Annotated in this window: 25 protein-coding genes and 1 riboswitch; of the genes, 13 read left to right on the forward strand and 12 right to left on the reverse strand. The window is 55.4% G+C overall.

All coding sequences use genetic code 11. The features are described from left to right. The first annotated feature begins 4 nt into the window (after positions 1-4). Genes ACOTXL_RS05015 through ACOTXL_RS05025 form a run of 3 tightly spaced genes read left to right on the forward strand, consistent with a single transcriptional unit; the run spans position 5 to position 2,826 of the window. The gene (locus ACOTXL_RS05015; RefSeq protein WP_032659553.1) at positions 5-1,162 is read left to right on the forward strand and encodes an ABC transporter permease; all 1,158 of its coding nucleotides are present in this window, start codon (positions 5-7) and stop codon (positions 1,160-1,162) included. After that, entirely contained in the window at positions 1,155-2,105 is a 951-nt protein-coding gene (locus ACOTXL_RS05020) for an ABC transporter ATP-binding protein (protein ID WP_045350247.1), read from the forward strand. The genes ACOTXL_RS05015 and ACOTXL_RS05020 overlap by 8 nt, the downstream gene beginning before the upstream one ends. Beyond that, a complete protein-coding gene (locus ACOTXL_RS05025) occupies positions 2,089-2,826 on the forward strand; it encodes an ABC transporter permease (protein WP_003859277.1) in 738 nt (245 codons plus the stop codon). The genes ACOTXL_RS05020 and ACOTXL_RS05025 overlap by 17 nt, the downstream gene beginning before the upstream one ends. On the opposite strand, the gene ACOTXL_RS05030 is transcribed toward ACOTXL_RS05025, so the two are convergent. Then, on the reverse strand, positions 2,801-2,914 hold the full coding sequence (locus ACOTXL_RS05030) for a protein YohO (protein WP_022648678.1): 114 nt from the start codon (positions 2,912-2,914) through the stop codon (positions 2,801-2,803). The two genes, ACOTXL_RS05025 and ACOTXL_RS05030, sit on opposite strands and share 26 nt — an antisense overlap. A 69-nt stretch (positions 2,915-2,983) precedes the next feature. Next, positions 2,984-3,724 carry an HTH-type transcriptional regulator MlrA gene (gene mlrA, locus ACOTXL_RS05035; protein WP_045350289.1) on the reverse strand — a complete coding sequence of 247 codons (741 nt, stop codon included), beginning with the start codon at positions 3,722-3,724 and terminating at the stop codon, positions 2,984-2,986. Positions 3,725-3,943: 219 nt separating this feature from the next. On the opposite strand from mlrA, the gene ACOTXL_RS05040 reads away from it, so the two are divergent. Genes ACOTXL_RS05040 through ACOTXL_RS05050 form a run of 3 tightly spaced genes read left to right on the forward strand, consistent with a single transcriptional unit; the run spans position 3,944 to position 6,859 of the window. Further along, entirely contained in the window at positions 3,944-5,629 is a 1,686-nt protein-coding gene (locus tag ACOTXL_RS05040; RefSeq protein ID WP_003859271.1) for a sensor histidine kinase, read from the forward strand. Then, complete coding sequence (gene btsR, locus ACOTXL_RS05045; RefSeq protein WP_003859268.1) at positions 5,623-6,342, forward strand: two-component system response regulator BtsR; 720 nt, start codon at positions 5,623-5,625, stop codon at positions 6,340-6,342. Before ACOTXL_RS05040 ends, btsR begins: the two co-directional genes overlap by 7 nt. A 46-nt stretch (positions 6,343-6,388) precedes the next feature. Continuing rightward, entirely contained in the window at positions 6,389-6,859 is a 471-nt protein-coding gene (locus ACOTXL_RS05050; protein WP_003859267.1) for a DUF1456 family protein, read from the forward strand. Between the two features lie 109 nt (positions 6,860-6,968). On the opposite strand, the gene metG is transcribed toward ACOTXL_RS05050, so the two are convergent. Further along, positions 6,969-9,002 carry a methionine--tRNA ligase gene (metG, locus tag ACOTXL_RS05055; RefSeq protein ID WP_023324959.1) on the reverse strand — a complete coding sequence of 678 codons (2,034 nt, stop codon included), beginning with the start codon at positions 9,000-9,002 and terminating at the stop codon, positions 6,969-6,971. A 137-nt stretch (positions 9,003-9,139) separates the two neighbouring features. Between metG and apbC the strand changes: the two genes are divergently transcribed. Then, positions 9,140-10,249: an iron-sulfur cluster carrier protein ApbC gene (gene apbC, locus ACOTXL_RS05060; RefSeq protein ID WP_003859263.1), complete on the forward strand. Its 1,110-nt coding sequence runs from the start codon at positions 9,140-9,142 to the stop codon at positions 10,247-10,249. A gap of 89 nt (positions 10,250-10,338) precedes the next feature. Here the strand turns inward: apbC and ACOTXL_RS05065 are convergent, their stop codons facing one another. Beyond that, positions 10,339-10,818: a GNAT family N-acetyltransferase gene (locus ACOTXL_RS05065; protein WP_032609688.1), complete on the reverse strand. Its 480-nt coding sequence runs from the start codon at positions 10,816-10,818 to the stop codon at positions 10,339-10,341. Continuing rightward, a complete protein-coding gene (locus ACOTXL_RS05070; protein WP_003859260.1) occupies positions 10,769-11,101 on the reverse strand; it encodes an RcnB family protein in 333 nt (110 codons plus the stop codon). The genes ACOTXL_RS05065 and ACOTXL_RS05070 overlap by 50 nt, the downstream gene beginning before the upstream one ends. A gap of 480 nt (positions 11,102-11,581) precedes the next feature. On the opposite strand from ACOTXL_RS05070, the gene ACOTXL_RS05075 reads away from it, so the two are divergent. Genes ACOTXL_RS05075 through ACOTXL_RS05085 form a run of 3 tightly spaced genes read left to right on the forward strand, consistent with a single transcriptional unit; the run spans position 11,582 to position 15,368 of the window. After that, positions 11,582-12,721: a polysaccharide export protein gene (locus tag ACOTXL_RS05075; RefSeq protein WP_032609687.1), complete on the forward strand. Its 1,140-nt coding sequence runs from the start codon at positions 11,582-11,584 to the stop codon at positions 12,719-12,721. Next, positions 12,721-13,170, forward strand: coding sequence for a phosphotyrosine protein phosphatase (locus tag ACOTXL_RS05080; protein ID WP_023314531.1), 450 nt, complete (start codon positions 12,721-12,723; stop codon positions 13,168-13,170). The genes ACOTXL_RS05075 and ACOTXL_RS05080 overlap by 1 nt, the downstream gene beginning before the upstream one ends. Next, on the forward strand, positions 13,170-15,368 hold the full coding sequence (locus ACOTXL_RS05085) for a polysaccharide biosynthesis tyrosine autokinase (RefSeq protein WP_045350248.1): 2,199 nt from the start codon (positions 13,170-13,172) through the stop codon (positions 15,366-15,368). Before ACOTXL_RS05080 ends, ACOTXL_RS05085 begins: the two co-directional genes overlap by 1 nt. A 44-nt stretch (positions 15,369-15,412) precedes the next feature. Here the strand turns inward: ACOTXL_RS05085 and ACOTXL_RS05090 are convergent, their stop codons facing one another. The 4 genes from ACOTXL_RS05090 to ACOTXL_RS05105 all read right to left on the reverse strand — a co-directional run bounded on the left by ACOTXL_RS05090 (position 15,413) and on the right by ACOTXL_RS05105 (position 20,306). Further along, a complete protein-coding gene (locus ACOTXL_RS05090; RefSeq protein WP_045345870.1) occupies positions 15,413-16,879 on the reverse strand; it encodes a pyridoxal phosphate-dependent decarboxylase family protein in 1,467 nt (488 codons plus the stop codon). Between the two features lie 18 nt (positions 16,880-16,897). Then, positions 16,898-18,274 carry a diaminobutyrate--2-oxoglutarate transaminase gene (locus ACOTXL_RS05095; protein ID WP_045350249.1) on the reverse strand — a complete coding sequence of 459 codons (1,377 nt, stop codon included), beginning with the start codon at positions 18,272-18,274 and terminating at the stop codon, positions 16,898-16,900. A 311-nt stretch (positions 18,275-18,585) separates the two neighbouring features. Beyond that, positions 18,586-19,029, reverse strand: coding sequence for a hypothetical protein (locus tag ACOTXL_RS05100; RefSeq protein ID WP_032609683.1), 444 nt, complete (start codon positions 19,027-19,029; stop codon positions 18,586-18,588). A 185-nt stretch (positions 19,030-19,214) separates the two neighbouring features. Continuing rightward, positions 19,215-20,306: a YadA-like family protein gene (locus ACOTXL_RS05105; protein WP_072050210.1), complete on the reverse strand. Its 1,092-nt coding sequence runs from the start codon at positions 20,304-20,306 to the stop codon at positions 19,215-19,217. 615 nt (positions 20,307-20,921) lie between these two features. Next, positions 20,922-21,018: riboswitch (TPP riboswitch) on the forward strand. 35 nt (positions 21,019-21,053) lie between these two features. On the opposite strand from ACOTXL_RS05105, the gene thiM reads away from it, so the two are divergent. The 3 genes from thiM to ACOTXL_RS05120 are packed head-to-tail and all read left to right on the forward strand — an operon-like array spanning position 21,054 to position 23,410. Then, the gene (gene thiM / locus ACOTXL_RS05110) at positions 21,054-21,824 is read left to right on the forward strand and encodes a hydroxyethylthiazole kinase (protein ID WP_032609682.1); all 771 of its coding nucleotides are present in this window, start codon (positions 21,054-21,056) and stop codon (positions 21,822-21,824) included. Beyond that, positions 21,821-22,621 carry a bifunctional hydroxymethylpyrimidine kinase/phosphomethylpyrimidine kinase gene (gene thiD / locus ACOTXL_RS05115; RefSeq protein WP_003859244.1) on the forward strand — a complete coding sequence of 267 codons (801 nt, stop codon included), beginning with the start codon at positions 21,821-21,823 and terminating at the stop codon, positions 22,619-22,621. The genes thiM and thiD overlap by 4 nt, the downstream gene beginning before the upstream one ends. Positions 22,622-22,663: 42 nt before the next feature. Then, complete coding sequence (locus ACOTXL_RS05120; protein WP_045350250.1) at positions 22,664-23,410, forward strand: GntR family transcriptional regulator; 747 nt, start codon at positions 22,664-22,666, stop codon at positions 23,408-23,410. Here the strand turns inward: ACOTXL_RS05120 and ACOTXL_RS05125 are convergent. The 3 genes from ACOTXL_RS05125 to ACOTXL_RS05135 are packed head-to-tail and all read right to left on the reverse strand — an operon-like array spanning position 23,384 to position 26,612. Then, a complete protein-coding gene (locus tag ACOTXL_RS05125; RefSeq protein WP_003859240.1) occupies positions 23,384-24,337 on the reverse strand; it encodes a PfkB family carbohydrate kinase in 954 nt (317 codons plus the stop codon). The genes ACOTXL_RS05120 and ACOTXL_RS05125 overlap by 27 nt on opposite strands. Then, entirely contained in the window at positions 24,334-25,338 is a 1,005-nt protein-coding gene (locus ACOTXL_RS05130; RefSeq protein WP_032609678.1) for an ADP-ribosylglycohydrolase family protein, read from the reverse strand. Before ACOTXL_RS05130 ends, ACOTXL_RS05125 begins: the two co-directional genes overlap by 4 nt. Beyond that, on the reverse strand, positions 25,335-26,612 hold the full coding sequence (locus ACOTXL_RS05135; protein WP_003859236.1) for a nucleoside permease: 1,278 nt from the start codon (positions 26,610-26,612) through the stop codon (positions 25,335-25,337). Before ACOTXL_RS05135 ends, ACOTXL_RS05130 begins: the two co-directional genes overlap by 4 nt. Positions 26,613-26,646: the final 34 nt, after the last annotated feature.

A 26,646-nucleotide genomic window follows, 5' to 3' on the forward strand; every position in this document is an offset into this window, starting at 1 on the left:
GGCTGTGCCAATAAAATGCCATAACCGCGTCCTGCTGCTGTTGGCCTGTGTGGCCATCGTGGCGGTCGCGTTACCTTTTGTGAATGTCGCGCCAAACCGTCTGGTGTCGGGCGAACCGCGCGCGCTCTGGCAGATCTGGGCATTTACGCCGCTGCTGCTGGGCGCGGCGCTGGCGAGTACTGTTGCTTTAGCCTTCTGGCCGGGGCGAACCGCCCTGTGGCTGACGTTTTTGCTCAGCGAAGCGCTGTTTATCGTACTGTTCTGGAGCGCGGGACAGGCGGCAACGCAGATGGCCGCGGTTGAAAGCCCGCTGGCGCGCACGTCGGTTGGTAGCGGGCTGTGGCTGTGGCTGGCACTTTGTCTGCTGGTCTGTAGCGATGCCATTCGCCGTCTGACGCCGCAACCCGTCTGGCGCTGGCTGCTGAACGCGCAATTCTGGGTTATCCCTCTGCTGATCCTCTTCAGCGGCGATCTGAATCAGCTCTCGCTGTTAAAAGAGTACGTCAACCGCCAGGAGGTATTTGACAACGCGCTGGCGCAACATCTGACGATCCTGTTCGGGACGCTGATCCCGGCGCTGCTGCTGGGCGTGCCGCTGGGCATGTGGTGCTACCGACATACCAGCCGCCAGGGCGCCGTCTTTACCGTGCTCAACGTTATTCAGACCATCCCCTCCGTCGCCCTGTTTGGCCTGCTGATTGCCCCCCTCGCCGGTCTGGTGAAATCCTTCCCTGCGTTGGCCGCGGCAGGCATTGCCGGAACCGGGCTGACGCCAGCGCTGATTGCCCTTGTGCTGTATGCGCTGCTGCCGCTGGTGCGCGGCGTGGTGGCGGGGTTAAGCCAGGTTCCGCCCGACGTGCTGGAAAGCGCCCATGCGATGGGGATGAGCGCGCGCCAGTGTTTCTGGAAAATACAGCTGCCGCTTGCGCTTCCGCTGCTGGTTCGCAGCCTGCGGGTGGTGACAGTGCAAACCGTGGGGATGGCGGTGATTGCCGCGCTGATCGGGGCGGGCGGCTTTGGGGCACTGGTCTTCCAGGGGCTGCTCAGTAGCGCGCTGGATCTGGTGTTGCTGGGCGTCGTGCCCACAATTGCGCTGGCGGTCGTACTGGATGCCCTGTTTGCCCTGTGGCTTGCGCTGCTCAGGAGAAGAGCCAATGATTGAATTTCATGATGTGAGTAAAACCTTTGCGGGCCGTCCGGCGGCAAGCCACCTTAATCTGCATTTTGCCGAGGGGGCGTTCTCGGTATTGATCGGGACATCGGGGTCGGGAAAATCCACGACGCTGAAGATGATCAATCGGCTGGTGGAACACGACAGCGGGACGATTCGCTTTGCCGGAGAGGAGATCCGCAGCCTGCCGGTGCTGGAGCTGCGGCGGCGTATGGGCTACGCCATTCAGTCCATCGGCCTGTTTCCCCACTGGACGGTGGTGCAGAACATTGCCACCGTGCTACAGCTGGAAAAATGGTCCCGGGGGAAGATCAATGAGCGTGTCGACGAACTGATGGCGCTGCTGGGCCTGGACGCGTCGCTTCGCGACCGCTATCCACACCAGCTTTCCGGCGGACAGCAGCAGCGGGTCGGGGTGGCGCGTGCGCTGGCCGCTAACCCGCAGGTACTGCTAATGGATGAGCCCTTCGGCGCACTGGATCCGGTCACCCGCGGCGCACTTCAGGCCGAGATGAGCCGCATCCACCGTATTCTCGGGCGCACCATCGTGCTGGTGACGCATGATATCGACGAAGCACTGCGGCTGGCCGATCGTCTGGTACTGATGGATCACGGCGAAGTCGTCCAGCAGGGTACGCCGCTTGAGCTGTTAACCTCGCCGGCGAATGATTTTGTGCGTGAATTTTTTGGCCGCAGCGAGCTGGGCGTCAGGCTGCTCTCGCTGCGCACCGTCAGGGACTATCTGCGTCCGCAGGATGCGCAAATCGGTGGTGAACCGCTGCACGATGGGATGAGCCTGCGCGATGCCCTGTCGGCGTTTGTCGCCCGGCAGTGTGAGGTGTTACCCGTTTCGGACGGGCAGGGGACACCATGCGGGACGATCCATTTTCGCGATCTGCTGGCGGGGGAGGTGACGCGTGAAGTGGGTCCGTGATCCGTTACTCTGGCTGACAGGGCTGTTTATCGCCTTACTCTACCTGATGCCGCACAGCGCGGCGCTGTTTAATGCGCTTATTCCCGGGCTGCCACGTCCGGTATACCAGCAGGAGAGCTTTGTTAATCTCACCCTGGCGCACTTCTGGCTGGTGGCAGTGTCAAGCGTGATTGCCATCGTCCTGGGCACAGGCGCCGGTATTGCGGTGACGCGGCCTGCGGGCAGGGAGTTCCGTCCGCTGGTGGAGACCATCGCCGCAACGGGGCAGACCTTCCCGCCGGTGGCCGTGCTGGCGATTGCCGTGCCGGCGATCGGTTTTGGGCAGGAGCCTGCCATCATTGCGCTGATTTTGTACGGCGTGTTGCCCATTCTGCAAGGGACGCTGGCAGGGATTGCGGCGGTGCCTGCATCGGTGCTGAGCGTAGCGGAAGGAATGGGGATGAGCGCCTGGCAGCGGCTGGTGAAGGTCGAACTGCCGCTGGCCGCACCGGTGATTATCGCTGGCGTGCGAACGTCCGTGATAATCAACATTGGTACGGCAACCATCGCCTCGACGGTCGGAGCCAATACGCTGGGTACGCCGATCATTATCGGGTTAAGCGGGTTTAATACGGCTTACATCATTCAGGGGGCGATTCTGGTTGCGCTGGCGGCAATTGTGGTGGATCGCCTGTTTGAACGCCTGGCCGGATACCTCAGCCAACACCGCCGCGAACAATAAATGAATAACCTGCAAGCATAACGCCACCGATACCGCTGACAGCCATCAGTGCAAAAAGGGTAATTACGGCCAGTTTCGTTGCCTTCATCATGTGCTCCTGTTGTTAACGGAACAATTATACGGTGAAGCGCAGCTGTTAATGAACCATTAAATGCCGTTACGACGCATTTGGACCCAGTGAGTAAACGGGATAACCATGTTCGCGCCACTCCGTAAGGAGCTGCTGCTGGGAAGCGGAGGGGACTTCGCCGCACCAGACCAGCAGCGTCTGTCCCTCAAACAGTTCCGGCCTGAGCTGGGCCAGGGAGTGGGCAAGCACGTCAACGCGCCAGCCCTGCTGGGTGGCAATCCAGGCTTCGAGCCACAGCCGGGTGGTATCGTGTACGTTCCAGCCGATCACCAGTGCATCTTTGCTGTTTTTATTCCGCGCTGAGGCAAGACAGACGGAAATATAGTTAATCAGCACGCCATCAAGCATGCTGAGCAGCGCCTGTAAGGTGGTTTGCTGACACTGAAGCCGACGCCGTAGGGGAATAAAAAGATGAGTGATCAGGGTTTGCGCCGGGTAGTCTCGACCCTGTTCTTTGATCCAGCCGCGCAGACGCTGCAAATTGCCGGTCTGCAACAGCCTCAGCAGCGTTTCCTGCTGCTCGCGCCAGAGATGTTGCGTATCAGGATCGTCCTGGCTCAGAAGCGATTTTACCTTGCCGACCTGTACGCCGTTGTCGATCCAGCTTTTGATCTCGCGGATCCGGTCAATATCCGCATCGTTAAACAGGCGGTGCCCGCCGTCCGTTCTTTGCGGCTTAAGCAATCCATACCGTCGCTGCCACGCCCGTAGCGTAACGGGATTGATATCACACAGGAGTGCCACTTCACCTATTGTGTAAAGCGCCATTTTCGCCCCCAGGCTTGCGCGTCCCCAGCTTAACTGTAGACCCACTTTGCGGAACCAGGAAGATTTGATTTTTTTTTTGTACAAATTATACGAAAGAAAGGTTATCTCCGGCAAAAGGTGTGATGACGGACACGATTTATCGCTTTTTTGGCACGTTTCAAAGAAAGTTAACCGCTATCAGTGTATGTTACGCGTTTTTAGAATGTGCGGTTTGTGAGTATGTACGAGTTTAATCTGGTGCTGCTGTTGCTTCAGCAGATGTGCGTGTTCCTTGTCATCGCCTGGTTGATGAGCAAAACGCGCCTGTTTATCCCGCTGATGCAGGTCACCGTCCGTCTGCCGCACAAATTCCTCTGCTACGTCGTATTTTCCATATTCTGCATTATGGGGACCTGGTTTGGTCTCCATATTGAGGATTCCATCGCCAATACGCGTGCCATCGGCGCGGTAATGGGCGGGCTGCTCGGAGGCCCGGTTGTCGGCGGTCTGGTGGGGTTAACCGGCGGCCTGCACCGCTATTCGATGGGCGGTATGACGGCGCTAAGCTGCATGATCTCCACCATTGTCGAAGGGCTGCTCGGTGGTCTCGTCCACAGCTATATGATTAAGCGCGGACGGCCGGATAAAGTGTTCAGTCCCCTTACCGCCGGGGCGATCACCTTCGTGGCGGAAATGGCGCAGATGGCGATCATCCTGCTGATCGCGCGCCCGTTTGACGATGCGTTACATCTGGTCAGCAGTATTGCCGCACCGATGATGGTCACCAATACCGTAGGTGCGGCGCTGTTTATGCGCATTCTGCTCGACAAACGCGCCATGTTCGAAAAATACACCTCGGCATTTTCTGCCACCGCCTTAAAAGTTGCGGCGTCGACGGAAGGGATCCTGCGGCAGGGATTCAACGAGGAGAACAGCATGAAGGTGGCGCAGGTGCTGTATAAAGAACTGGATATCGGGGCCGTGGCGATTACCGATCGCGAAAAGCTGCTGGCGTTTACCGGCACCGGCGACGACCACCATCTGCCGGGCAAACCGATCTCATCGGCCTATACCCTGCGCGCTATTGAAACGGGTGAAGTGGTGTATGCCGACGGGAATGAAGTGCCGTACCGCTGTTCCCTGCATCCGCAGTGCAAACTCGGCTCTACGCTGGTCATTCCCCTGCGGGGCGAAAATCAGCGCGTTATGGGCACCATTAAGCTTTACGAAGCCAAAAACCGCCTGTTCAGCTCCATCAACCGCACGCTGGGGGAGGGGATCGCCCAGCTGCTTTCGGCGCAAATCCTGGCGGGGCAGTATGAACGGCAAAAAGCGCTGCTGACGCAGTCAGAAATTAAGCTCCTGCACGCTCAGGTGAATCCGCATTTCCTGTTTAACGCGCTTAACACGCTGAAGGCAGTGATCCGCCGCGACAGCGATCAGGCCGCGCAGCTGGTGCAATTTCTGTCGACCTTTTTCCGCAAAAATTTGAAGCGTCCCTCGGAGATCGTCACCCTCGCGGACGAGATTGAGCATGTAAACGCCTATCTGCAAATTGAAAAAGCGCGCTTCCAGTCACGTTTACAGGTGTCGTTATCCGTCCCGGATGAGCTGGCGTATCAGCATCTTCCGGCCTTTACCCTGCAACCGATTGTAGAGAACGCCATTAAGCATGGGACCTCGCAGCTGCTGGGTACCGGAGAAATCATGATTTCCGCGTCCCGTTTTAACCACCATCTGGTGCTGGATATTGAAGACAACGCGGGGCTGTATGAAGCTTCCGCGTCAGGCGGTCTGGGCATGAGCCTGGTGGATAAACGCCTGCGCGCGCATTTTGGTGACGACTGCGGTATCACCGTCGCCTGTGAGCCAGACCGCTATACCCGAATTACCTTACGATTGCCGCTGGAGGAGAACGCATGTTAAGAGTGCTGATTGTTGATGATGAGCCGTTAGCACGGGAAAACCTGCGTGTCCTGTTGCAGGAGCAGAATGATATCGAGGTTGTGGGGGAATGTGCCAATGCCATTGAAGGCATCGGTGCGGTGCATAAACTGCGCCCTGACGTGTTGTTCCTCGATATTCAGATGCCGCGCATCAGCGGGCTGGAGATGGTCGGCATGCTCGACCCAGAGCACCGTCCCTATATCGTCTTTCTGACGGCCTTTGATGAGTACGCGGTAAAGGCGTTTGAAGAGCACGCGTTTGATTATCTGCTGAAACCGATTGAAGAGAAACGGCTTGAAAAGACCCTGACCCGTCTGCGCCAGGAGCGTACCGCGCAGGACGTGACGCTGCTGCCGGAGCATCAGCAGCCCCTGAAGTTTATCCCCTGTACCGGGCACAGCCGGATTTACCTTCTGCAAATGGACGACGTTGCCTTTGTCAGCAGCCGTCTGAGCGGGGTATACGTCACCAGCGCCGAAGGCAACGAAGGCTTTACCGAGCTGACCCTGCGCACGCTGGAGAGCCGCACGCCGCTGATCCGCTGCCATCGTCAGTATCTGGTGAACATGGCGCACCTGAAGGAGATCCGCCTGGAAGATAACGGCCAGGCCGAGCTGGTGTTACGTGCCGGGCAAACCGTTCCCGTCAGTCGTCGCTACCTGAAAAGTTTGAAAGAGGCGATAGGGCTGTAAAACTGATACACTGCGCGCCATTGCATCATCGACATTCGAAGGCTCTATGCTAAGTAACGATATTCTTCGTAGCCTGCGCTACACCCTGAAAGCGAACAATAATGACATGGTGCGCATTCTTGCGCTCTCCGACATGGAATCCACGTCCGCCGGGTTCGACACCTGGATGACTAAAGAAGATGAAGAGGGTTTTGTTCGCTGCCCGGACATCATTCTGTCGGGCTTTCTGAACGGCCTGATCTACGACAAGCGCGGCAAAGATGAATCTGCTCCTGAGCTGGCGCTGGAGCGTCGGGTGAATAACAACACGGTGCTGAAAAAACTGCGTATTGCTTTCTGCCTGAAAACTGACGACATTCTGGCGATCATGACCGAGCAGAAATTTCGCGTGTCGATGCCGGAAATCACCGCCATGATGCGCGCGCCGGATCATAAGAATTACCGCGAGTGTGGGGATCAATTTCTGCGTTATTTCCTGCGTGGGTTGACGCAGCGGGTGCATAACCAGAAGGGGTGATTTTTAGCCGGATGGCGGCTTCGCCTGACCCGGCCTACAAAACCCGTCGGCCCGTGCAAGCGTAGCGCCGCCAGGCAAAAAAAAGCCGGATTCTCATCCGGCTTTTTTATTACTTCACCTGCTGACCCGGCTTCGCGCCTTCGTCAGGGCTTAACAGGAAGATGTCTTTTCCGCCCGGGCCTGCGGCCATCACCATCCCTTCGGAGATGCCGAAGCGCATTTTACGCGGCGCCAGGTTTGCCACCATCACGGTCTGACGACCGATCAGCACCTGCGGATCAGGGTACGCGGAACGAATGCCGGAGAAGACGTTACGTTTCTCGCCGCCCAGATCCAGCGTCAGACGCAGCAGTTTGTCAGAGCCTTCCACGAACTCCGCGTTTTCGATCAGCGCCACGCGCAGGTCGACTTTAGCGAAATCATCAAAGGTGATGGTCTCCTGAATCGGATCGTCCGCCAGCGGGCCGGTCACCGGTGCGGCAGCCGCTTTCACCTCTTCTTTGGATGCTTCCACCAGGGCTTCAACCTGCTTCATCTCGATGCGGTTGTACAGCGCTTTAAAGGTGTTCACCTTGTGGCCGAGCAGCGGCTGCTGGATGGCATCCCAGGTCAGTTCGGTGTTCAGGAATGCTTCCGCGCGGGCTGCCAGCTGCGGCAGAACCGGCTTCAGCCAGGTCATCAGCACGCGGAACATGTTCAGACCCATGGTGCAGATCGCCTGCAAGTCGGCGTCGCGACCTTCCTGTTTCGCCACCACCCACGGCGCCTGCTCGTCCACATAGCGGTTGGCCACGTCTGCCAGCGCCATGATTTCGCGAATGGCTTTACCGAATTCACGGCTTTCCCAGGCTTCGCCAACCGCAGCGGCGGCGTCGGTGAAGGTTTTATACAGCTCAGGATCGGCCAGTTCGGCAGAAAGCACGCCGTCAAAGCGTTTGGCGATAAAACCTGCGTTACGTGACGCCAGGTTCACCACCTTGTTGACGATGTCCGCGTTCACGCGCTGCACGAAATCTTCCAGGTTCAGGTCGATATCGTCGATGCGGGAAGAGAGCTTCGCGGTGTAGTAGTAGCGCAGGCTGTCCGCGTCGAAGTGGTTCAGCCAGGTGCTGGCCTTAATAAACGTCCCGCGAGATTTAGACATCTTCGCGCCGTTCACCGTTACGTAGCCATGTACGAACAGGTTGGTCGGCTTGCGGAAGTTGCTGCCTTCCAGCATTGCTGGCCAGAACAGGCTGTGGAAGTAAACGATGTCTTTACCGATGAAGTGATACAGCTCGGCATCGGAATCTTTCTTCCAGTATTCGTCGAAGCTTACGGTGTCGCCGCGCTTGTCACACAGATTCTTGAAGGAGCCCATGTAGCCAATCGGCGCATCCAGCCAGACGTAGAAATATTTGCCCGGCGCGTTCGGGATTTCGAAGCCAAAGTATGGCGCATCGCGGGAGATATCCCATTGTTGCAGACCGGATTCGAACCACTCCTGCATTTTGTTCGCGACCTGCTCCTGCAATGCACCGCTGCGGGTCCATGCCTTCAGCATTTCGCTGAACGACGGCAGGTCGAAGAAGAAGTGCTCGGAGTCACGCATCACCGGCGTCGCGCCGGAAACCACGGATTTCGGTTCGATAAGCTCGGTCGGACTGTAGGTCGCGCCGCACACTTCGCAGTTATCGCCGTACTGGTCCGGGGATTTACATTTCGGACAGGTGCCTTTAACGAAACGGTCCGGCAGGAACATGCCTTTTTCCGGATCGTACAGCTGAGAAATGGTGCGGTTTTTAATGAAACCGTTCTCTTTCAGACGGGTGTAGATCAGCTCTGACAGCTCGCGGTTTTCGTCGCTGTGTGTGGAGTGATAGTTGTCATAGCTGATGTCAAAGCCAGCAAAATCGGTCTGATGCTCCTGACTCATTTCGGCGATCATCTGTTCCGGGGAAATGCCCAGCTGCTGCGCTTTCAGCATGATCGGCGTGCCGTGGGCATCGTCCGCACAGATAAAGTTCACCTCGTGGCCGCGCATTCGCTGGTAACGGACCCAGACATCAGCCTGGATATGCTCCAGCATGTGGCCGAGGTGGATTGAGCCGTTGGCGTACGGCAGGGCGCACGTTACCAGAATTTTTTTCGCGACTTGAGTCATAGTAGGCATTTCTTCTTTTAACTGTGAAAAGGGTTTTCGATATTACCAAAAGGGGCATTATTAAGTAAGCACAAACCGCGGCCTTTCAGGTAAACTTGTTTGTCTAAGGTCTTATTCACAAGAACAAAGGAGTCGGGATGAGTTCTCAATCCCAGGCCAAATCACCGGAAGCCTTACGAGCAATGGTCGCCGGGACGCTGGCTAATTTTCAGCATCCAACCCTGAAGCACAATCTCACGACGCTGAAAGCGCTTCATCACGTCGCATGGCTGGACGATACGCTTCACATCGAGCTACAGATGCCGTTCGTCTGGACCAGCGCCTTTGATGCCCTGAAAGAGCAAACCAGCTCTGAGCTGCTGCGCATTACTGGCGCAAAAGCAATTGACTGGAAGCTAAGCCACAGCATCGCCACGCTCAAGCGCGTGAAAAATCAGCCGGGCGTTAACGGCGTGAAGAACATCATCGCCGTCAGCTCTGGCAAGGGCGGGGTGGGTAAATCATCTACCGCCGTGAATCTGGCGCTTGCACTGGCGGCAGAAGGGGCGAAGGTCGGCATTCTGGATGCGGATATCTATGGCCCGTCCATTCCAAACATGCTGGGAGCGGAAAACCAGCGTCCAACTTCGCCGGACGGCACCCACATGGCGCCAATCGTGGCGCACGGTCTGGCGACCAACTCCATTGGATATCTGGTTACTGACGATAACGCGATGGTCTGGCGTGGCCCGATGGCCAGCAAGGCGCTGCTGCAAATGTTGCAGGAGACAATGTGGCCTGACCTCGATTATCTGGTGCTGGACATGCCGCCGGGCACCGGTGATATCCAGCTGACGCTGGCGCAGAACATTCCGGTTACCGGCGCCGTCGTAGTCACCACGCCGCAGGATATCGCGCTGATCGACGCCAAAAAAGGCATTGTCATGTTCGAGAAGGTAGAGGTGCCGGTACTGGGTATCGTCGAGAACATGAGCATGCATATTTGCAGCAACTGCGGGCACCATGAGCCCATCTTTGGTACCGGCGGTGCGGAGAAGCTGGCTGCGCAGTATCACACCCAGCTGCTGGGGCAGATGCCGCTGCATATTTCCTTGCGTGAAGACCTGGACAGCGGGAAACCAACGGTGGTCAGCCGCCCGGACAGCGAATTTGCCCAGATGTATCGCCAGCTTGCAGGGCGCGTTGCGGCGCAGCTCTACTGGCAGGGGGAAGTGATCCCGGGTGAAATCGCCTTCCGCGCGGTGTAACGCCTCTGCGCGTTAGTGCCGGGTGACGGCTTTGCCTTACCCGGCCTACCTCGATTTTGTAGGTCAGGTAAGCATAGCGCCACCTGACTTTACCCAAGCCGATAGTGCATCAAATAATACTCCCCGTCCGGAGAATCTCCCGTCGCTTCAATGTGCCAGCCGTGGCGATGGTAAAACGCAATAGCCCGTTCATTCTTCACCAGACACTTCAGCGCGCCTGTACTGGTAAATGTCTTCTGTACCTGTTCCAGTAACAAATGACCCACTCCCAGACGCTGATACTGCGGATCGACAAACAGGTTGTGCAGAAAATTATCGTTCGTCCAGACTGAGGCAAAGCCAAGTCGGTGCCCATCCTGCTCCGCCACCCAAATCTCTTCGTCCAGGGTTGCCGCGTCAAAATCTTCAAGCTGCCACGCAGAACTGTCCAGCCACGGCCAGGCTTCACGCCGGGCGTGGAGGAACAGCGTGCGCAGGAAAGGGCGATCGCTCTCCTGCCACGGACGGATTAGGATCGTATCAGCGGTGATAGAAAATATCTCCGTTATAGGCTTTGTAGATTTTGCCATCGGCATCGCCAATCAGAACATAATTCTCGCCCATGTAGGTCCAGTGTGTGCCGGCATCGGGCGCAGGAAGGTTACGTAGCTGGTACTGTTTGATGGTGTACTCGGGCGTCTGATACTGCGCGGGCGCGGTGTCGCCAATTTTGAACTTCGTAAAATCGGCAATAAACTCTTGTTCTTCGTAGGCCTTGATGCCGGAAGGCGCTGTCGACGCTTGCGGTGCAGCGTGCGCGGCCCCCGCCAGTGACACTAATACACCCAGAAGCAACAATTTACGCTTAGCCATTTTTTCTCCAGTCATATCGTTACTGATACTTTTTGTGTGCAGATCCGCAAACGGATGGCAGACAGTTCATTTTAAGTATCCTCACAGGGTGAGTTTGCAAAAAATGTAACAAAAGCGCACGGTTTTGTGTAGTCGCAACCGTCATTAATTATTTCTTCGATGAATAAATATTGGCTTACGCAGATAACATAATTATGGGTTTATTAATTAATTCTGAAAAAACTTTTTCAAAGCAAATTTACAAAGATCCAGGCATGCATTAAACGAATAGAACATTTAAGATTGCCCGAAACCCTGTTTCCTAATCCGTAAGTCAGACGATGCATGGCTGTAAAAGCCAGGCCGCAGGAATGCTGTGGTTTTTTAAATGTTACGGCCATCACTGTTAATTAATTTAGCGGTAAGCGGTTGTTTTAGTATGGAAAGAATCATTTCGGTACGTATTCGATAATCAATACTATAAAAAGAAATTTTTACTCAATGAAAAACACAACAGTCTTTTCGATATTGTTTTTAATTATTACGCCATTATCTGGCTGCGTATTTTCACCGGGTCAGCATCTGGATCTTGCTGGAAAACAGGTGATGACCACAGAAAATGCAAACGATCGTCTGGAGAAGCGGATTGATGTTTATCCTCTTACGCCTTCGTTAATTGAAAAATTGCGACCATCGGCCCTTAAATCTCAGGCAAATCCTAAGCTGGATGAACAGGTCAAAAACTGGGAATACCGTATCGGCGTTGGGGATATTTTGACCGTCACCGTCTGGGATCACCCTGAACTGACAACCCCGGCAGGGCAGTATCGCAGCGCCAGTGACACCGGTAACTGGGTTAATGCCGACGGTACGCTTTTCTATCCTTATGTCGGTAAATTGCAGGTGGCAGGCAAAACGGTCGCACGGGTACGCGAGGAGATCACGGCCCGGCTGAACAATGTCATTGAAAGTCCGCAGGTGGACGTCAGCGTCGCCTCTTTCCGCTCGCAAAAAGCCTATGTGACGGGCGAGGTGGTGAAGTCGGGGCAGCAGGCTATCACCAATATCCCGTTAACGGTAATGGATGCCGTGAACGCCGCAGGGGGGCTCTCTGCCGACGCGGACTGGCGCAATGTCGTGCTGACGCATAATGGGAAGGATATGCGCCTCTCGCTATATGCGCTGATGCAGCATGGCGATCTCACCCAAAATAAGCTGCTCTATCCCGGCGATATTCTGTTTGTCCCCCGTAACGATGCGCTGAAAGTGTTCGTCATGGGCGAGGTCGTTAAACAGAGCACGCTGAAAATGGATCGCAGCGGCATGACCCTGGCCGAAGCGCTGGGCAATGCGGGTGGGCTGAACCAGAATATGGCCGATGCCACCGGAATTTTTGTCATTCGTTCGCTGCCGAAAAGCGAGCGTTCAGAGAAAATTGCCAACATCTACCAGCTCAATGCTCAGGACGCATCAGCCATGGTGTTAGGCACCGAGTTTCAGCTTGAGCCTTATGACATTGTCTATGTCACCACTGCACCACTGTCCCGCTGGAATCGCGTGATATCACAGCTTGTTCCGACCATCAGCGGGGTGCATGACCTTACCGAAACGGTTCGTTACATCAGATCGTGGCCGCAATAATGTTCAAATCAATACTCGTGGTTTGCACCGGAAATATCTGCCGTTCTCCGATTGGGGAGCGGCTTTTACGCCAGCACCTGCCCGACAGACATATCGCCTCGGCGGGGATATACGGGCTTGAGGGGTGCCCGGCGGATGACAGCGCCCAGGACGTGGCCTGGCGGCATGGGATCTCCCTCGACGGTCATGTGGCGCGCCGGCTGACACGCAATCTGATGCAGGGAGCCGATCTTATCCTAGTGATGGAGCCGGAACATCTTCGCTTCATTGCGGCCATGGCGCCGGAGAGCAGGGGAAAGTCGCTGCTTTTTGGGCAATGGCTGGAGCCGCAGGATATCCCCGATCCCTACCGTAAAAGCCGGGAAGCGTTTGAATATGTGTTCGGGCTATTGGGTAAAGCCAGCCAGGAATGGGCACGTCGTTTAGGTCAGAAAGGAATGAAGCATTAATGTCGTCTTACACAACAGACAATTATGGTGCAGCGGCACCCCAACAACATGAAGTCGATCTCGTTCGTTTGCTCGTCGAGATGATCGACCACCGCACGATGATTCTGTGCGTGACATTCCTGTTCACCCTATGCGCCGGTCTCTATGCCTGGGTTACGCCCCCTGTTTATCAGGCGGATGCCATGGTGCAAATAGAAAGCAAACAGGATAACAGTCTGCTTAAAGGGCTGAGTCAGCTGGGCACCGATGTTTCGCCGGATGTTGCCCCTGAAATTTTACTGCTGAAATCACGCATGATCCTCGGCGAGACCGTCGACAAATTAGGTCTGACGCAGCAGGCAAAGCAGCGCGTTTTGCCTGTGGTGGGGCGTCTCTGGCAGCGTCTGCAAGGGCGCGGGCAGGGTAAGATCACGTTAGGCGAACTCCAGATCCCGCAGGTGGAAGGCAAGGCGCAAGGGCTCACGCTGACCGTACAGGAAGCGGGAAAATATCACCTGACGGGCGAAAACATTAAGGCAGACGGTCGGGTTGGGAAAACGCTGGTCACGCAAGGGATCGTTCTGCTGGTGACGTCGATTGAGGCGACGCCAGGCACGCAATTTTCGCTTAAATCGTTGACGCGGCTGGAGACGATCAACGCCCTGAAGAAGAGCCTCATGGTTGCGGAGTCGGAGAAACAGAGTGGTATCGTGACCTTAACCCTGACGGGTGAAGATCCTGACAACATCGCCCGGGTGCTGAATGCGATTGCTGACAATTATCTTCAGCAAAATATCGCGCGCCAGGAGGCTCAGGATTCTCGTAGTCTGGATTTTTTACAGGAGCAGTTGCCGAAAATCAGAGCGGATCTGGATCAGGCTGAAGCACGGCTGAATGCTTATCGGGCGCAGCGTGACTCGGTGGATCTGTCTTTAGAGGCAAAATCCGTACTGGATCAGGTAGTGAACGTTGAGAACCAGCTAAATGAGCTGACGTTCCGGGAGGCAGAGATCTCCCAGCTCTTTAAAAAGAGTCACCCTACCTATCGTGCATTGCATGAAAAGAGACAGACCCTTGAGCGGGAACGGGATCGCCTGAATAACCGTGTGTCAGCTATGCCCTCCACGCAGCAGGAGATTTTACGCCTGAGCCGCGATGTTGAGTCGGGCCGCACCATTTATTTACAGCTATTGACGCGTCAGCAGGAGCTGAATATTTCCCGCTCCAGCGCTGTCGGGAACGTGAGGATCATTGATGAGGCGGTTACGCACCCGGATCCGATAAAGCCGCGAAAAGCGTTAATCATCATTCTTGGCGCGCTGTTCGGCCTAATGCTCGCAATGGGGACCGTGCTGGTACGCCAGGCGTTCAAACGTGGGATCACGCTTTCCGAGCAGCTGGAAGCGCAGGGGCTGCCGGTTCTGGCTACGTTGCCACGTTCCCAGTGGCTGTGGAGTAAAACGCATTTGCGCAGAAAAAATCCGTTCTCTCGTCGCTGGAAACACAAAACCTCGGATGTGCCTTTCCTGCCCGTCGATCGCCCTGCTGATATGTTTGTTGAAGCTGTACGCGGGCTGCGAACCAGTCTGTATTTCGCCATGATGGAGGCTGAGAACCGCATTGTGATGATTTCTGGCCCCACTCAGGACTGCGGAAAAACGCTGGTGGCGACGAATCTGGCGGCCGTCGCCGGGCAGAGCGGTCAGCGGGTGCTGTTTATTGATGCGGATATGCGCCAGGGCTATGTTCATAATATTTTTGGCCTGGAGAACCGCTACGGATTGTCCTGCCTGCTCGAAGGGAAATGCGACTTTACAGAGGTCATTCAGCATGCTGAAAAAGCGGGAATTGACGTCATCACCTGCGGCCCGGAACCCCTGCGTCCGTTAGAATTGCTTTTAAGCGAACGCTTCCTTGACATCATGTCCTGGGTTAACGAGCAATATGACATTGTCATCATTGATACTCCGCCGGTCCTGGCCGTCACCGATGCCTCGCTGGTCGCCAGAGCAGCCGGAACAACGCTAATGGTTGCCCGTTTCGATAAAACCAGCGTGAAAGAGATGGAGAATACTGTTAAACGTCTCCAGCATGTTGGTGTGAAGGTCAGCGGCACAATCCTCAACGATATTGTTAAATCCGCAGCGCTGTTTTACAGCTCGGGGTACAGCCAGTGTGACTACGGTTATGCTTCGAGGAAAAAAGGAGACAGGCGTTAGCGCGGGAAAAACAATCCCTCTCCCGGGTGGGAGAGGGATAAGCATTACTTCGTCATCACTTCCTGCGCGGTACGCTCAACCAGAGACAGCAGGACTTTAACATCCTCCAGCGTCACGGTTGGGTTCAGCAGAGTCAGCTTCAGGCAGGTGATACCGTTATGCTCGGTCACACCGACGTTTGCACGGCCAGACTCCAGCAGCGCATCGCCAATTTTCTGGTTCAGCAGGGCAATACCGGCGTCATCCATTTGCGCCTGCGGACGGAAGCGGAACAGCACGCTTGCCAGCTGGGGTTGCATCACCAGTTCCAGAGCAGACTGCTCTTTCACGTAAGCCGCAACCTGCTGTGCCAGCGTCACGCCGTGATCGATGATTGCCGCGTATTGCTCCTGACCCAGCGCTTCCAGGCTCATCCACAGTTTCAGCGCGTCGAAACGGCGCGTGGTTTGCAGAGATTTGGAGACCAGGTTAGGTACACCCGCTTCTTCATCGAACTCAGAGTTCAGATAGGCCGCCTGATAGCGCATCAGCTCATAGTGACGCGCTTCTTTCAGTAGGAACGCACCGCAGCTGATGGTCTGGAAGAACTGCTTGTGGAAGTCCAGGGTGACGGAATCCACCAGCTCGATACCGTCCAGGTAGTGACGATACTGCTCAGACATCAGCAGCGCGCCGCCCCAGGCCGCATCAACGTGCACCCAGATATTCTGTTTCGCAGCCAGCTCAGCAATAGCACGCAGCGGATCGATAGCACCCGCATCGGTCGTACCGGCCGTGGCCACAATCGCCAGGATCTGCTCGCCGTTCGCGTTGCACTGTTCGATTTTCGCCGCCAGATCGGTGAGATCCATGCGGGAGAATTCGTCCGTTTTCACCTGCACCACGGACTGGTAGCCCAGACCCATCAGCGCCATGTTTTTCTGCACGGAGAAGTGGGCATTTTCCGAACACAGCACGCGGATCTTACGCAGATCGCCTGTCAGACCGTCCTGCTGAACAGAATGGCCCTGACGCGCAAAGAACGCGTCACGCGCCAGCATCAGCCCCATGAGGTTACTCTGGGTACCGCCGCTGGTGAAGACGCCTGCGTCGCCAGCCTGATAACCCACGCGGGTACGCAGCCACTCGATCAGTTTGATCTCGATGATGGTTGCGGACGGGCTTTGATCCCAGGAGTCCATACTCTGGTTGGTGGCGTTAATCAGTACTTCCGCCGCCTGGCTAACCACCAGGCTTGGGCAGTGCAGGTGCGCCACACACTGCGGGTGATGAACGGACAAGCTGTCTTTCAGGAAGAACTCCACGGCGCGTTCAATCGCCGCTTCGTTGCCCAGCCCTTTCGGGTTGAAATCCAGCTTAATACGGTCGCGCAGCTCCGCGACCGTTTTGCCCTGGTACATCTCAGGCTGTTTCAGCCACTGCATCACAGCCTGAGTGCTTTGTTCAATCGCCTGCTGGTAAGCTTCAATGCTCTGCGCAGAGGAGAACAAAATTGGGTTTGAATCAGACATCGTAATCAATAACTCCGGTTACGCCGGGCTAACGCCCGCAGCAAGCAGTGCCTGCTCGAATTTATCCAGGAAGACTTTCAGCTCGTCATCGCTGATCAGCAGAGAAGGCAGCAGACGCAGAACGATACCGTTACGGCCGCCACGCTCCAGAATCAAGCCTGCTTCGAAGCACTTCTTCTGAATCAGTGCAGACAGCTCGCCGTCGCCCGGGAAGCAACCCATTTGGTCAGCGGCTTCGTGCGGCTTAACGATCTCAATACCGATCATCATGCCCAGACCGCGAACGTGACCGATAACCGGATAGCGTTTCGCCATCTCTTTCAGCTGGCCTTTCAGCCATTCGCCCTGTGCGGCCACTTTGCTCGCGATATTCTGGTCTTTCAGGATCTTCAGCGTCGTCAGACCGGTTGCCATCGCCAGCTGGTTGCCGCGGAAGGTACCGGTATGGTGGCCTGGCGCCCATGCATCGAACTGCTTTTTGATACCGAGCACGGCCAGCGGCAGACCGCCACCGACTGCTTTAGACATCACGATGATGTCTGGCTCGATACCTGCGTGTTCGAAGGCAAAGAATTTACCGGTACGGGCAAAGCCAGCCTGGACTTCGTCGAGGATCAGCAGGATACCGTGTTCCTGAGTGACTTTACGGATGCGCTGCAACCACTCAACAGGTGCCGGGTTCACGCCACCTTCACCCTGAACGGCTTCGAGGATCACCGCGGCAGGTTTACGCACGCCGCTTTCAACGTCGTTAATCAGATTTTCGAAGTAGTAGGTCAGCGCCTTCACGCCCGCTTCACCACCGATACCCAGTGGGCAACGGTACTCGTGTGGGTAAGGCATGAACTGGACTTCTGGCATCATACCGTCAACCGCTTCTTTAGGAGACAGGTTGCCGGTGACGGACAGTGCGCCGTGGGTCATACCGTGGTAACCACCAGAGAAACTGATGATACCGCTACGACCGGTCACTTTTTTCGCCAGCTTCAGCGCCGCTTCAACGGCGTCAGCCCCGGACGGGCCAGTGAATTGCAGGCAGTACTCTTTGCCCTGACCAGGCAACAGAGAGAGAAGGTATTCTGAAAACGCGTCTTTCAGCGGCGTGGTCAGATCCAGGGTATGTAACGGCAAGCCGCTGGTAATGACATTTTGGATGCTTTTCAGCACATCAGGATGATTGTGTCCAAGCGCGAGGGTGCCTGCGCCTGCTAAACAGTCAAGGTATTCATTATTATCTGCATCGGTGATCCACACGCCTTCTGCTTTTGTGATCGCTAAAGGCAGTTTGCGCGGATAACTCCTGACGTTAGATTCAAATTCGGCCTGACGGGCCAGATAGGTTTCGTTGCTTTTGTGGGCATCTACGGTGTCAATACGGACTTTATCCGTCATCATATCACTCCTACAACCGCCGCTTCGTTATGAGCCACGATTGAATAAAAAGTTAAAAAACAGATGGGGCCTGAAAAAAACGCCGCCAATATAGAGCCTTTTGTCACCGGGCTCAATGGTTAATTTGTTTACTGTTTTGTGACACAGGGCACAGGGCAGGGAAGAACGCCGTTTGTATGGGGAAGATTGCACTTTATGCTAAATAAAAACAGCAGCTTACGTATGATTTGTCAGCATTGTAAAATCAGACAAAAGAGTGTGACAAATCGTGCGATTGGCAGGCGAAAAGGAGGCAGAGAGCCTCCTTACGCTGTTTATTTCTGACTAACGCGTAAAACGCCGTGTTCGCGTCCCTTCGTTTTATTCCATGACGCGTCCGTAATACCGTTTTCATCCAGGCTTATCGATATCACAAAACCGTTACCATGGATCTCATAGAAATTCGCATTCAGACGTTTAACGCTGGCTTTTTTGCCGTTCACGGTAGCGCTAAAAAAGCCGTTAGAAAGCGTGGCGTTAACCGTATCCGACGAGAACGAGGCTTCACGCAGGGGATCGTGAACGGATGCCGTTGGTTCGTGTTGTGCCGTGTTTTCCGCTTTGGTTTTGCTGACATCGCAAGAGCCATTGCCAGCGCTAATTTGCGTGCATCCCGAACGTTCTAATTGAGCGCGATAATGGGCGTTTATGGCGTGCGCAGGCGAGACACAACCTGCAAGCACGGTACCACTTATGACTAACATCATTAATTTTTTCATTTTATTGCCTTAAAAACGACACAAATACCAGGAGACATACATCACGCCGATCCAGATCCCGAACGAAATCAGCATTAGGTACAGGGCTACCGAAATAAAAATATATTTAGACATCTTTTTGTATCAACGAAATGCTCATCCGTTAAAATGAGGTTTTATACTTGTCCCGACGATTGTTTTACGCTTTAAAAGCCCATACCAATCCCAACCGAAGCGCCCATATTATTCGCAGTGTCATCTGAGAAGCTCACTTTCGCGATGACATGGGAATTAAAGTTAACGGACGCACCGACAGCAAGCGCGCTCTCACCGTTGTAAGTCGCACCACCAGCAGAGAACATGACGCGCTGATTGGTTTGCACTTGTGGCAAACCCGCCATCGCCATCGCCCCTGAAATACCGGCATTAGCCTGCTTCTTATTATTGTCCACTTCATCACGCAGAGATTTAAATTGCTGGCTGGTGTTAGTATTCATTGCCTGTAATGACTGCCTGGTGGCTTGCAGATCCTGCGTGGCGGCAGTAACAGCCATGCTATTTTTAGCGACCTTCGCCTGGGTAGCTGTATCCAGCTGTCGTTGTGTCACGGTGGTTGTCACACCATCTTTACCGTTATGACCGTCTGCACCGTCGCGACCGTTTCTTCCCGCAATGCCTTGTGCGCCAGTATCACCCTTATCACCTTTCATACCTGTCGCGCCAGCATCGCCTTTTTCACCCTTCGCGCCAGTTACACCGGTATCCCCTTTATCGCCCTTTGCGCCAGTCGCGCCGGTATCCCCTTTATCACCCTTTGCGCCAGTCGCACCGGTATCCCCTTTATCACCTTTCGCTCCATCTGCACCGTTGATGGGTTTAGGTGCATTTTCGAGAGCAGTAAGGCGGCTATCCTGAATATTATCGACGTGTTGAAGGTTGATAATGGCTGTGCCGTTAGTCGCCACACCCTGTAAGGCCGTCTCACTTTTCAGACTGGCGGTATCGGTAAGTGCGCCAGCAAGCAACGCTTTCTGATGTGCGTCGTTAGCCATTTTATCCACGACTAACACGCCTAGTTTTGTGGACTGAAGGTCGTCGTTAACCTGCGTTAAGCGGTTATCCGTTGCGCTATCACGGTTAATACTATCAGCGTTGTTTTGTGTAATTTGATCCTGATGGTCATTTACAATATTGGTGATTTGCTGATCGTCCCAAACCGTATTCGCGGCTTCAGCCTGGCTCATTGTACCCGCTAAGACAATGCCCATTACAAAAATAGCAGTAAAGTTTTTATTCATAGATTTCATTTAAAAAGCTCACATCATTAATTATCGAAAATACTGAAGCTGAACAGCTTTATTTTTTGGATTTAAAAAACGGTTGAAGGTTGTCTAAATCTTATTTAGTAACGCGAGTGAACTATCAATTAAACGCAAACCAATGATGTTGATCTAAGTCATAAATACTATAAATAGTTCCGAGGGCGTAAAAGTTATTTTGCGGTTGTTATTAATGTAAACATTAAAGTGAAAATGACGAGGGAAATGAGAGGGTCAGATTAAGTAATTGACAGAAATAAATTTCTGCAAAATAAATGTTTACATTGATGCCTGAGTTTATTTCATACGAAAGCAGGTGGGCTGTCTTATAAAATCACTCCCGGTGAGTCATTATGGATAAAAATAAAATTTCTCAGCACAGAAAGTGAATATTATATTTAATGAGTTCTTAACAAATATGGCGGGATAATTAACTGAACAATAATGTATACATATTGAGCGTAGTTAATATCTTGTCGTTTATTGTTCGTTACAGGGGGTTAACGGACAGCCCAAAACTCCTTGCACCCGGGTTACCCCCCGGTTACACTACATGACTACGAAACGCCATTTTGTAAGTAACTGTTTTATAAGTAATTTGACTCGGGGTGCCCTTCTTTGTGAAGGCTGAGAAATACCCGTATTACCTGATCTGGATAATGCCAGCGTAGGGAAGTCAGATGCCTACCCGGTCATCGCTTCTTCACGCACGGCAGGAGCGAAACCATGCAGCCTGACCTGCTCGACTCACACGTTTTACATCAATTCCGAACCCGTTCCCCGCTCACGCACTGTATGACCAACGATGTCGTGCAGACCTTCACCGCCAACGTGCTGCTCGCGCTGGGCGCTTCCCCGGCAATGGTGATCGAAGCCGAGGAAGCGGAACAGTTTGCCGCGCTTGCCGATGCTCTGCTCATCAACGTGGGTACACTCACCGCACCGCGCGCCCAGTCGATGCGTCGGGCTATTGAGAGCGCTGTAGCCGCGGGCACACCCTGGGTTCTGGATCCGGTTGCGGTTGGCGCGCTGGCGTTCCGCACCCGTTTTTGCCAGCAAATATTATCCCTTAAACCTGCGGCCATTCGTGGAAACGCCTCCGAAATCCTCGCCCTTGCCGGAATGAGTGCGGGCGGGCGGGGGGTTGATTCCACCGATACGGCAGCGAGCGCGTTGACCGCTGCGCAGACGCTCGCCCGTCAGACCCATGCCGTTGTGGTCGTCACAGGAGAAGTGGATCACATCACTGATGGTCAGCGAACCCGTACGGTCGCGGGCGGCGACCTGCTGATGACCCGCGTGGTAGGAACTGGCTGTGCGCTCTCGGCGGTCGTCGCCGCCTGCTGCTCGCTGCCTGGCGACAGGCTTGATAACGCGACGGCTGCCTGCGGCTTTATGAAGCGCGCAGGGTCAGTTGCCCTGACTCAAAGCCGGGGGCCCGGCAGCTTTTCCTCCGCGTTTCTGGACGCGCTTTACGCGCTGGAGGAACAGGTATGACACGCATAAATGCCCTGACTATTGCGGGAACCGATCCCAGCGGCGGAGCGGGGATCCAGGCAGACCTGAAAACCTTCTCTGCGCTCGGCGCTTACGGATGTTCGGTTATCACCGCGCTGGTGGCGCAAAACACGCGCGGTGTACAGTCGGTGTATCGCATTGAGCCGGATTTTGTCGCCGCACAGCTGGATTCGGTATTCAGCGATGTACGTATCGACACCACCAAAATTGGCATGCTCGCAGAGGCGGACATTGTTGAAGCGGTCGCGGAACGTCTCAAACGTTATCAGATAAAAAACGTGGTGCTCGATACCGTGATGCTGGCCAAAAGCGGCGATCCGCTGCTCTCCGCCTCGGCCGTCGACACCCTGCGTAAAAAGCTGCTGCCGCAGGTGGCGCTGATCACGCCAAACCTGCCTGAGGCCGCCGCGCTGCTGGATGCGCCACACGCGCAAAACGAACGTGAAATGAAAGAGCAGGGCAATGCGCTGCTGGCGATGGGGTGTCGCGCGGTACTGATGAAAGGCGGTCATCTCGATGATGCAGAAAGCCCGGACTGGCTCTTCACCCACGATGGCGCGCAACGTTTCACCGCCCCGCGCGTACAGACCAAAAACACCCACGGCACGGGCTGTACGCTCTCGGCGGCGCTGGCGGCGCTGCGTCCCCGAAACGCGAACTGGGCGGATACGGTACAGGAGGCGAAGATCTGGCTCTCGGACGCGCTGGCAAAAGCCGATTCTCTGGAAGTGGGTCACGGTATTGGGCCGGTTCACCATTTTCATGCATGGTGGTAAGCCGTATACTGGCATAAAACCTTATGCCAGAGAAAAACAGAGATGGAACAAGCGCATACCCGGTTAATTGCTCAACTCAAGGAACGAATTGCCGCACCGGACAACACGCCGCTGTATCTGAAATTTGCCGAAACGGTTAAAAACGCGGTACGCAGCGGCGTGCTCGCGCACGGTAATATTTTGCCTGGCGAGCGCGATCTGAGCCTGCTTGCCGGTGTGTCGCGCATTACGGTGCGTAAAGCGATGCAGGCGCTGGAAGAGGCTGGCGTCGTCACCCGCGCGCGTGGATACGGTACGCAAATCAACAATATCTTTGAATATTCGCTAAAAGAGGCGCGCGGGTTTTCTCAGCAGGTGGTGCTGCGGGGCAAAACGCCCAACACGCTGTGGGTTAATAAACGCGTCGTGAAATGTCCGGAGGAGATCGCCCGCCACCTTTCCCTTGCGCCAGACAGTGATGTATTTCTGCTTAAGCGCATCCGCTATGTGGATGACGATGCAGTATCGATAGAGGAGTCCTGGGTACCAGTAGGATTAATTCCCAACCCGGACGACATTGGCGTCTCGCTTTATGATTACTTCCGCAGCCAGAATATCTTTCCGCAGCGCACCCGGTCCCGCGTCAGCGCCCGGATGCCGGACAGCGAGTTTCAGGCGCATATCAAGATGGACGATAAGATACCGGTGCTGGTGATCAAGCAAGTCGCGCTCGATCAACAGCACCGGCCAATTGAGTACAGCATCAGCTACTGCCGCAGCGACCTATACGTCTTTGTGTGCGAGGAGTAGGGCCTCGCGCGTGGGGGCGCAGTCGCCACCGCGATGGCTGACTACCCAGGCGGCTACGGCATTGCCAAGCTGCACCGCCTCTGGCAGTGACCATCCCGCGGCCAGACCGGCAAGGGTACCTCCCGCATGGCTGTCACCCGCGCCGATGGTATCGACCACGGTAGCAGGAAACGCCGGAACGTGTCCGGAAGCGTCACCGTCATACCAGACCGCCCCGTCTTTATCATGGCGTACGATCAGCGCAGCGCCAAACCTCTGCTGCCACCGTGTGCCGAGCTCTTCCACGCTTACGCCAAGCCATTCTGCGGCAAGTTCCGCCTCCTGACGATTAAGCGAGACCATCGGTTTGCAGGCCATAATCCTTGCCATCAGCGGGTCGGGAATATCCGCGATGCGCGGACCGAAATCGATAAAGAGCGTCGCATCCTGAAGACTTTCCAGCCAGGCCGTCAGCAGCTCACCGCTGGGGGACGCCAGCTGGTAGCCGGACAAAGAGATCAGGCTCCCTGCCGGCACGCTTAACCCGTCCAGCCAGCGCTGCTGCCACTGATTCTCCACGCCGCTGAACGACATAAAGGTCCGTTCACCGTCAGGCTCCACCAGCGCCAGGCACCAGCCGTTATCGCCCGTTTCCGCTTCCACGGCGCTGTGCAGATCCTGCTTCGCCATGGCGTTACGGATAATATCGGCCCACACGCCGTGGCCGACAGGAAGCGCGTTTTGCGCAGCAATGCCGAGCCGCTTCAGGGCGATGGCGATATTCAGCGCGCAGCCGCCAATATTCACTCCCTGTTGCTTCAGTTCGATATCACACCCGCGCCAGGGCAGAGCGTAGGCGTCGGCAATCACGTCGATGACCGCCGCGCCGAGCACCGTTACGGGACGCGTGGCGTGAAGGGTTTCGAGACGGCGGGCAAAAGCACTCATACGCCCTCCCTGTGCTCCCGGAAGTGCAGCAGTTTTTCACAGTAGTGGCCGAAATCGAGCCGGTTTACGGCATCAAGTTCGTTTTTGAGTGCCGGATCAATGGCCTGTACACCGTGCAGCGCACCGCAGATGGCCGTTGCCATCGCGCCGATAGTGTCAGTATCACCGCCCAGGTTGGCGCATAACACCGCGCAGCGGTTCGGATCGGTGCCCGCGAGTTCGACCATCGCAATCGCCGCCGGAACGGACTCAAGGGTGCTCGTGCCCGCGCCAATAAGCTGATAGATCTGCTCGCTGGCGGACTCGGTACCGTTGGCTTCGCGCACGGTTTTCAGGGCCAGCTCAATACGAGCGGAAAGCGATGCGCTGAAGGTGGTCGTGTTCGCCTCCTGCGCCGCACGGGCAATACCCGGCAGGGCATCGGCGATGTGATGCCAGCGCTCGCCGTCGATAGCGCGTGAAACCGCCCAGGCGATCACCACCGCACCGGCGATGGCGAGATCCGATTTATGGGTCGGGCTGGAGGCTAACGCAACCTGTTCCACAAAGTGCGCCAGACGCGTGGCCGGCAGCAGGCATCCCAGCGGGGAGGCGCGCATCGCCGCACCGTTGGTGACGCCGTTGTTCTCCAGCTGGCTCACCGGCTTGCCGTCACGGATGGCGTTCAGGGCAATTTTGGAGGTCGGGCCGAGCACATTCTTATTGAACGCGTCAAAATCCAGCGCCCAGTCCAGAATATGCTTACCGATAACGTCAGGGTTAATTTCCCCGTCGCATTCGATAATCGCGTCGGCCAGGCACAGCGCCATTGACGTATCATCCGTAAATTCGGCCTGCTTAAAGTAACAGGCGGCATTATTCTCAGCCGGGCCGGGTAAGAAACGGTCGATCCAGCCGAAGTGCGCTTTCACCCGCTTGCGCGGCCACAGCTCCGACGGCATCCCCATCGCATCCCCTAACGCCTGCCCGTAAAGAGCACCGAGAATACGGTCTTGTTTCATTTAACTTCCCCTCGTGTCAGCGCGGTATCGCCATCAACCACCTCAATTGCGGTGATCTCTTTATCCGATTCGCGGAAAAACAGCATAAACAGCACGGCAATCACCACAATCATGATTGCACCAAACGTCCACATTCCGGCCCAGTTGAAGGTCAGCCCATTCACCGGCTCTTTATATGCGAACATTTTTTCCATCATCACGCCGCCGAGACGGTAACCCAGCAGGCTACCAAAGCCCTGACAGCACAGCGTGATCAAGCCCTGCGCCGCGTTGCGCATATGCACGGGCGCTTTTTTATCCACGTAGATGTACGCGGTGACGTAATAGAAGTCATAGCTTACGCCGTGCAGCAGAATGCCGAGGAACAGCAGGGCGTAGGTGAAGTATTGCTCGGCGCCGCCGTAAACAAAGAAACCGTAGCGAATGGCGGCGGTGATCAGGCCCAGCAGCAAGACCTTCTTAATACCAAAGCGTTTGGTAAAGAACGGCAGAGCGAGCATGAAGAAGATTTCAGAGAACTGGCCGAGGGTCATCCAGCCGGTGGCGTTTTTCATCCCCACTTCGGTGAGATAGCCGTTGGCAAAGATGTAGTAGAAGGCCAGCGGCATGGCGAACAGGAACGAGCAGAAGAAGAACACCAGGAAGTTTTTATCGCGCAACAGGATCAGCGCATCCAGCCCCAGCATCACTTTGAAATCCAGCTTGCCGGTACTCTTCGGCGGGGTATTCGGCAGGAACAGCGCGAAGACGCCAAGCAGAAGGGAGCTGGCAGCGGTCATCAGCAGCGGAATATTGGTGTCAGAGATGTCGCTATAGCCCATCATCTGCGGCAGGAAGCCGCACGCCAGGCCGGAGGCAATCCAGCCGATGGTGCCCATCACGCGGATGCGCGGGAAATCAGCCTCTACGTCATCGACGTTTGCGAAGGCGATGCTGTTGGTCAGCGCGATGGTCGGCATATAGGTCAGGGAGTAGGCCAGCAGCAGCGGGAAGAAGGTGCTGAACTGGGTTTGCTGTGCTGCGAAATACATCAGAATCGCGCCAGCGAACATCAGCACGGCCAGCACTTTCTGGGCGGCGAAGAAACGGTCCGTCAGCGAGCCGACCAGGATAGGAGAGAGGATCGCGGCAATCGCGGTACAGGCATACGACCAGCCAATTTCCCCGGCGGTAAACCCGCTCTTACTCAGCCACAGCCACAGCGGCACAAACCATGCGCCCCAGATAAACCATTCAACGAACATCATGAATGACAGTTGGACTTTCGTTTTCATTTTTTAATCCTGCATGTCAGAGGTACGCATGTAA

Source organism: Enterobacter cloacae complex sp. IR5402 (genome assembly GCF_049238125.1).
Lineage (GTDB): Bacteria > Pseudomonadota > Gammaproteobacteria > Enterobacterales > Enterobacteriaceae > Enterobacter > Enterobacter hormaechei_C.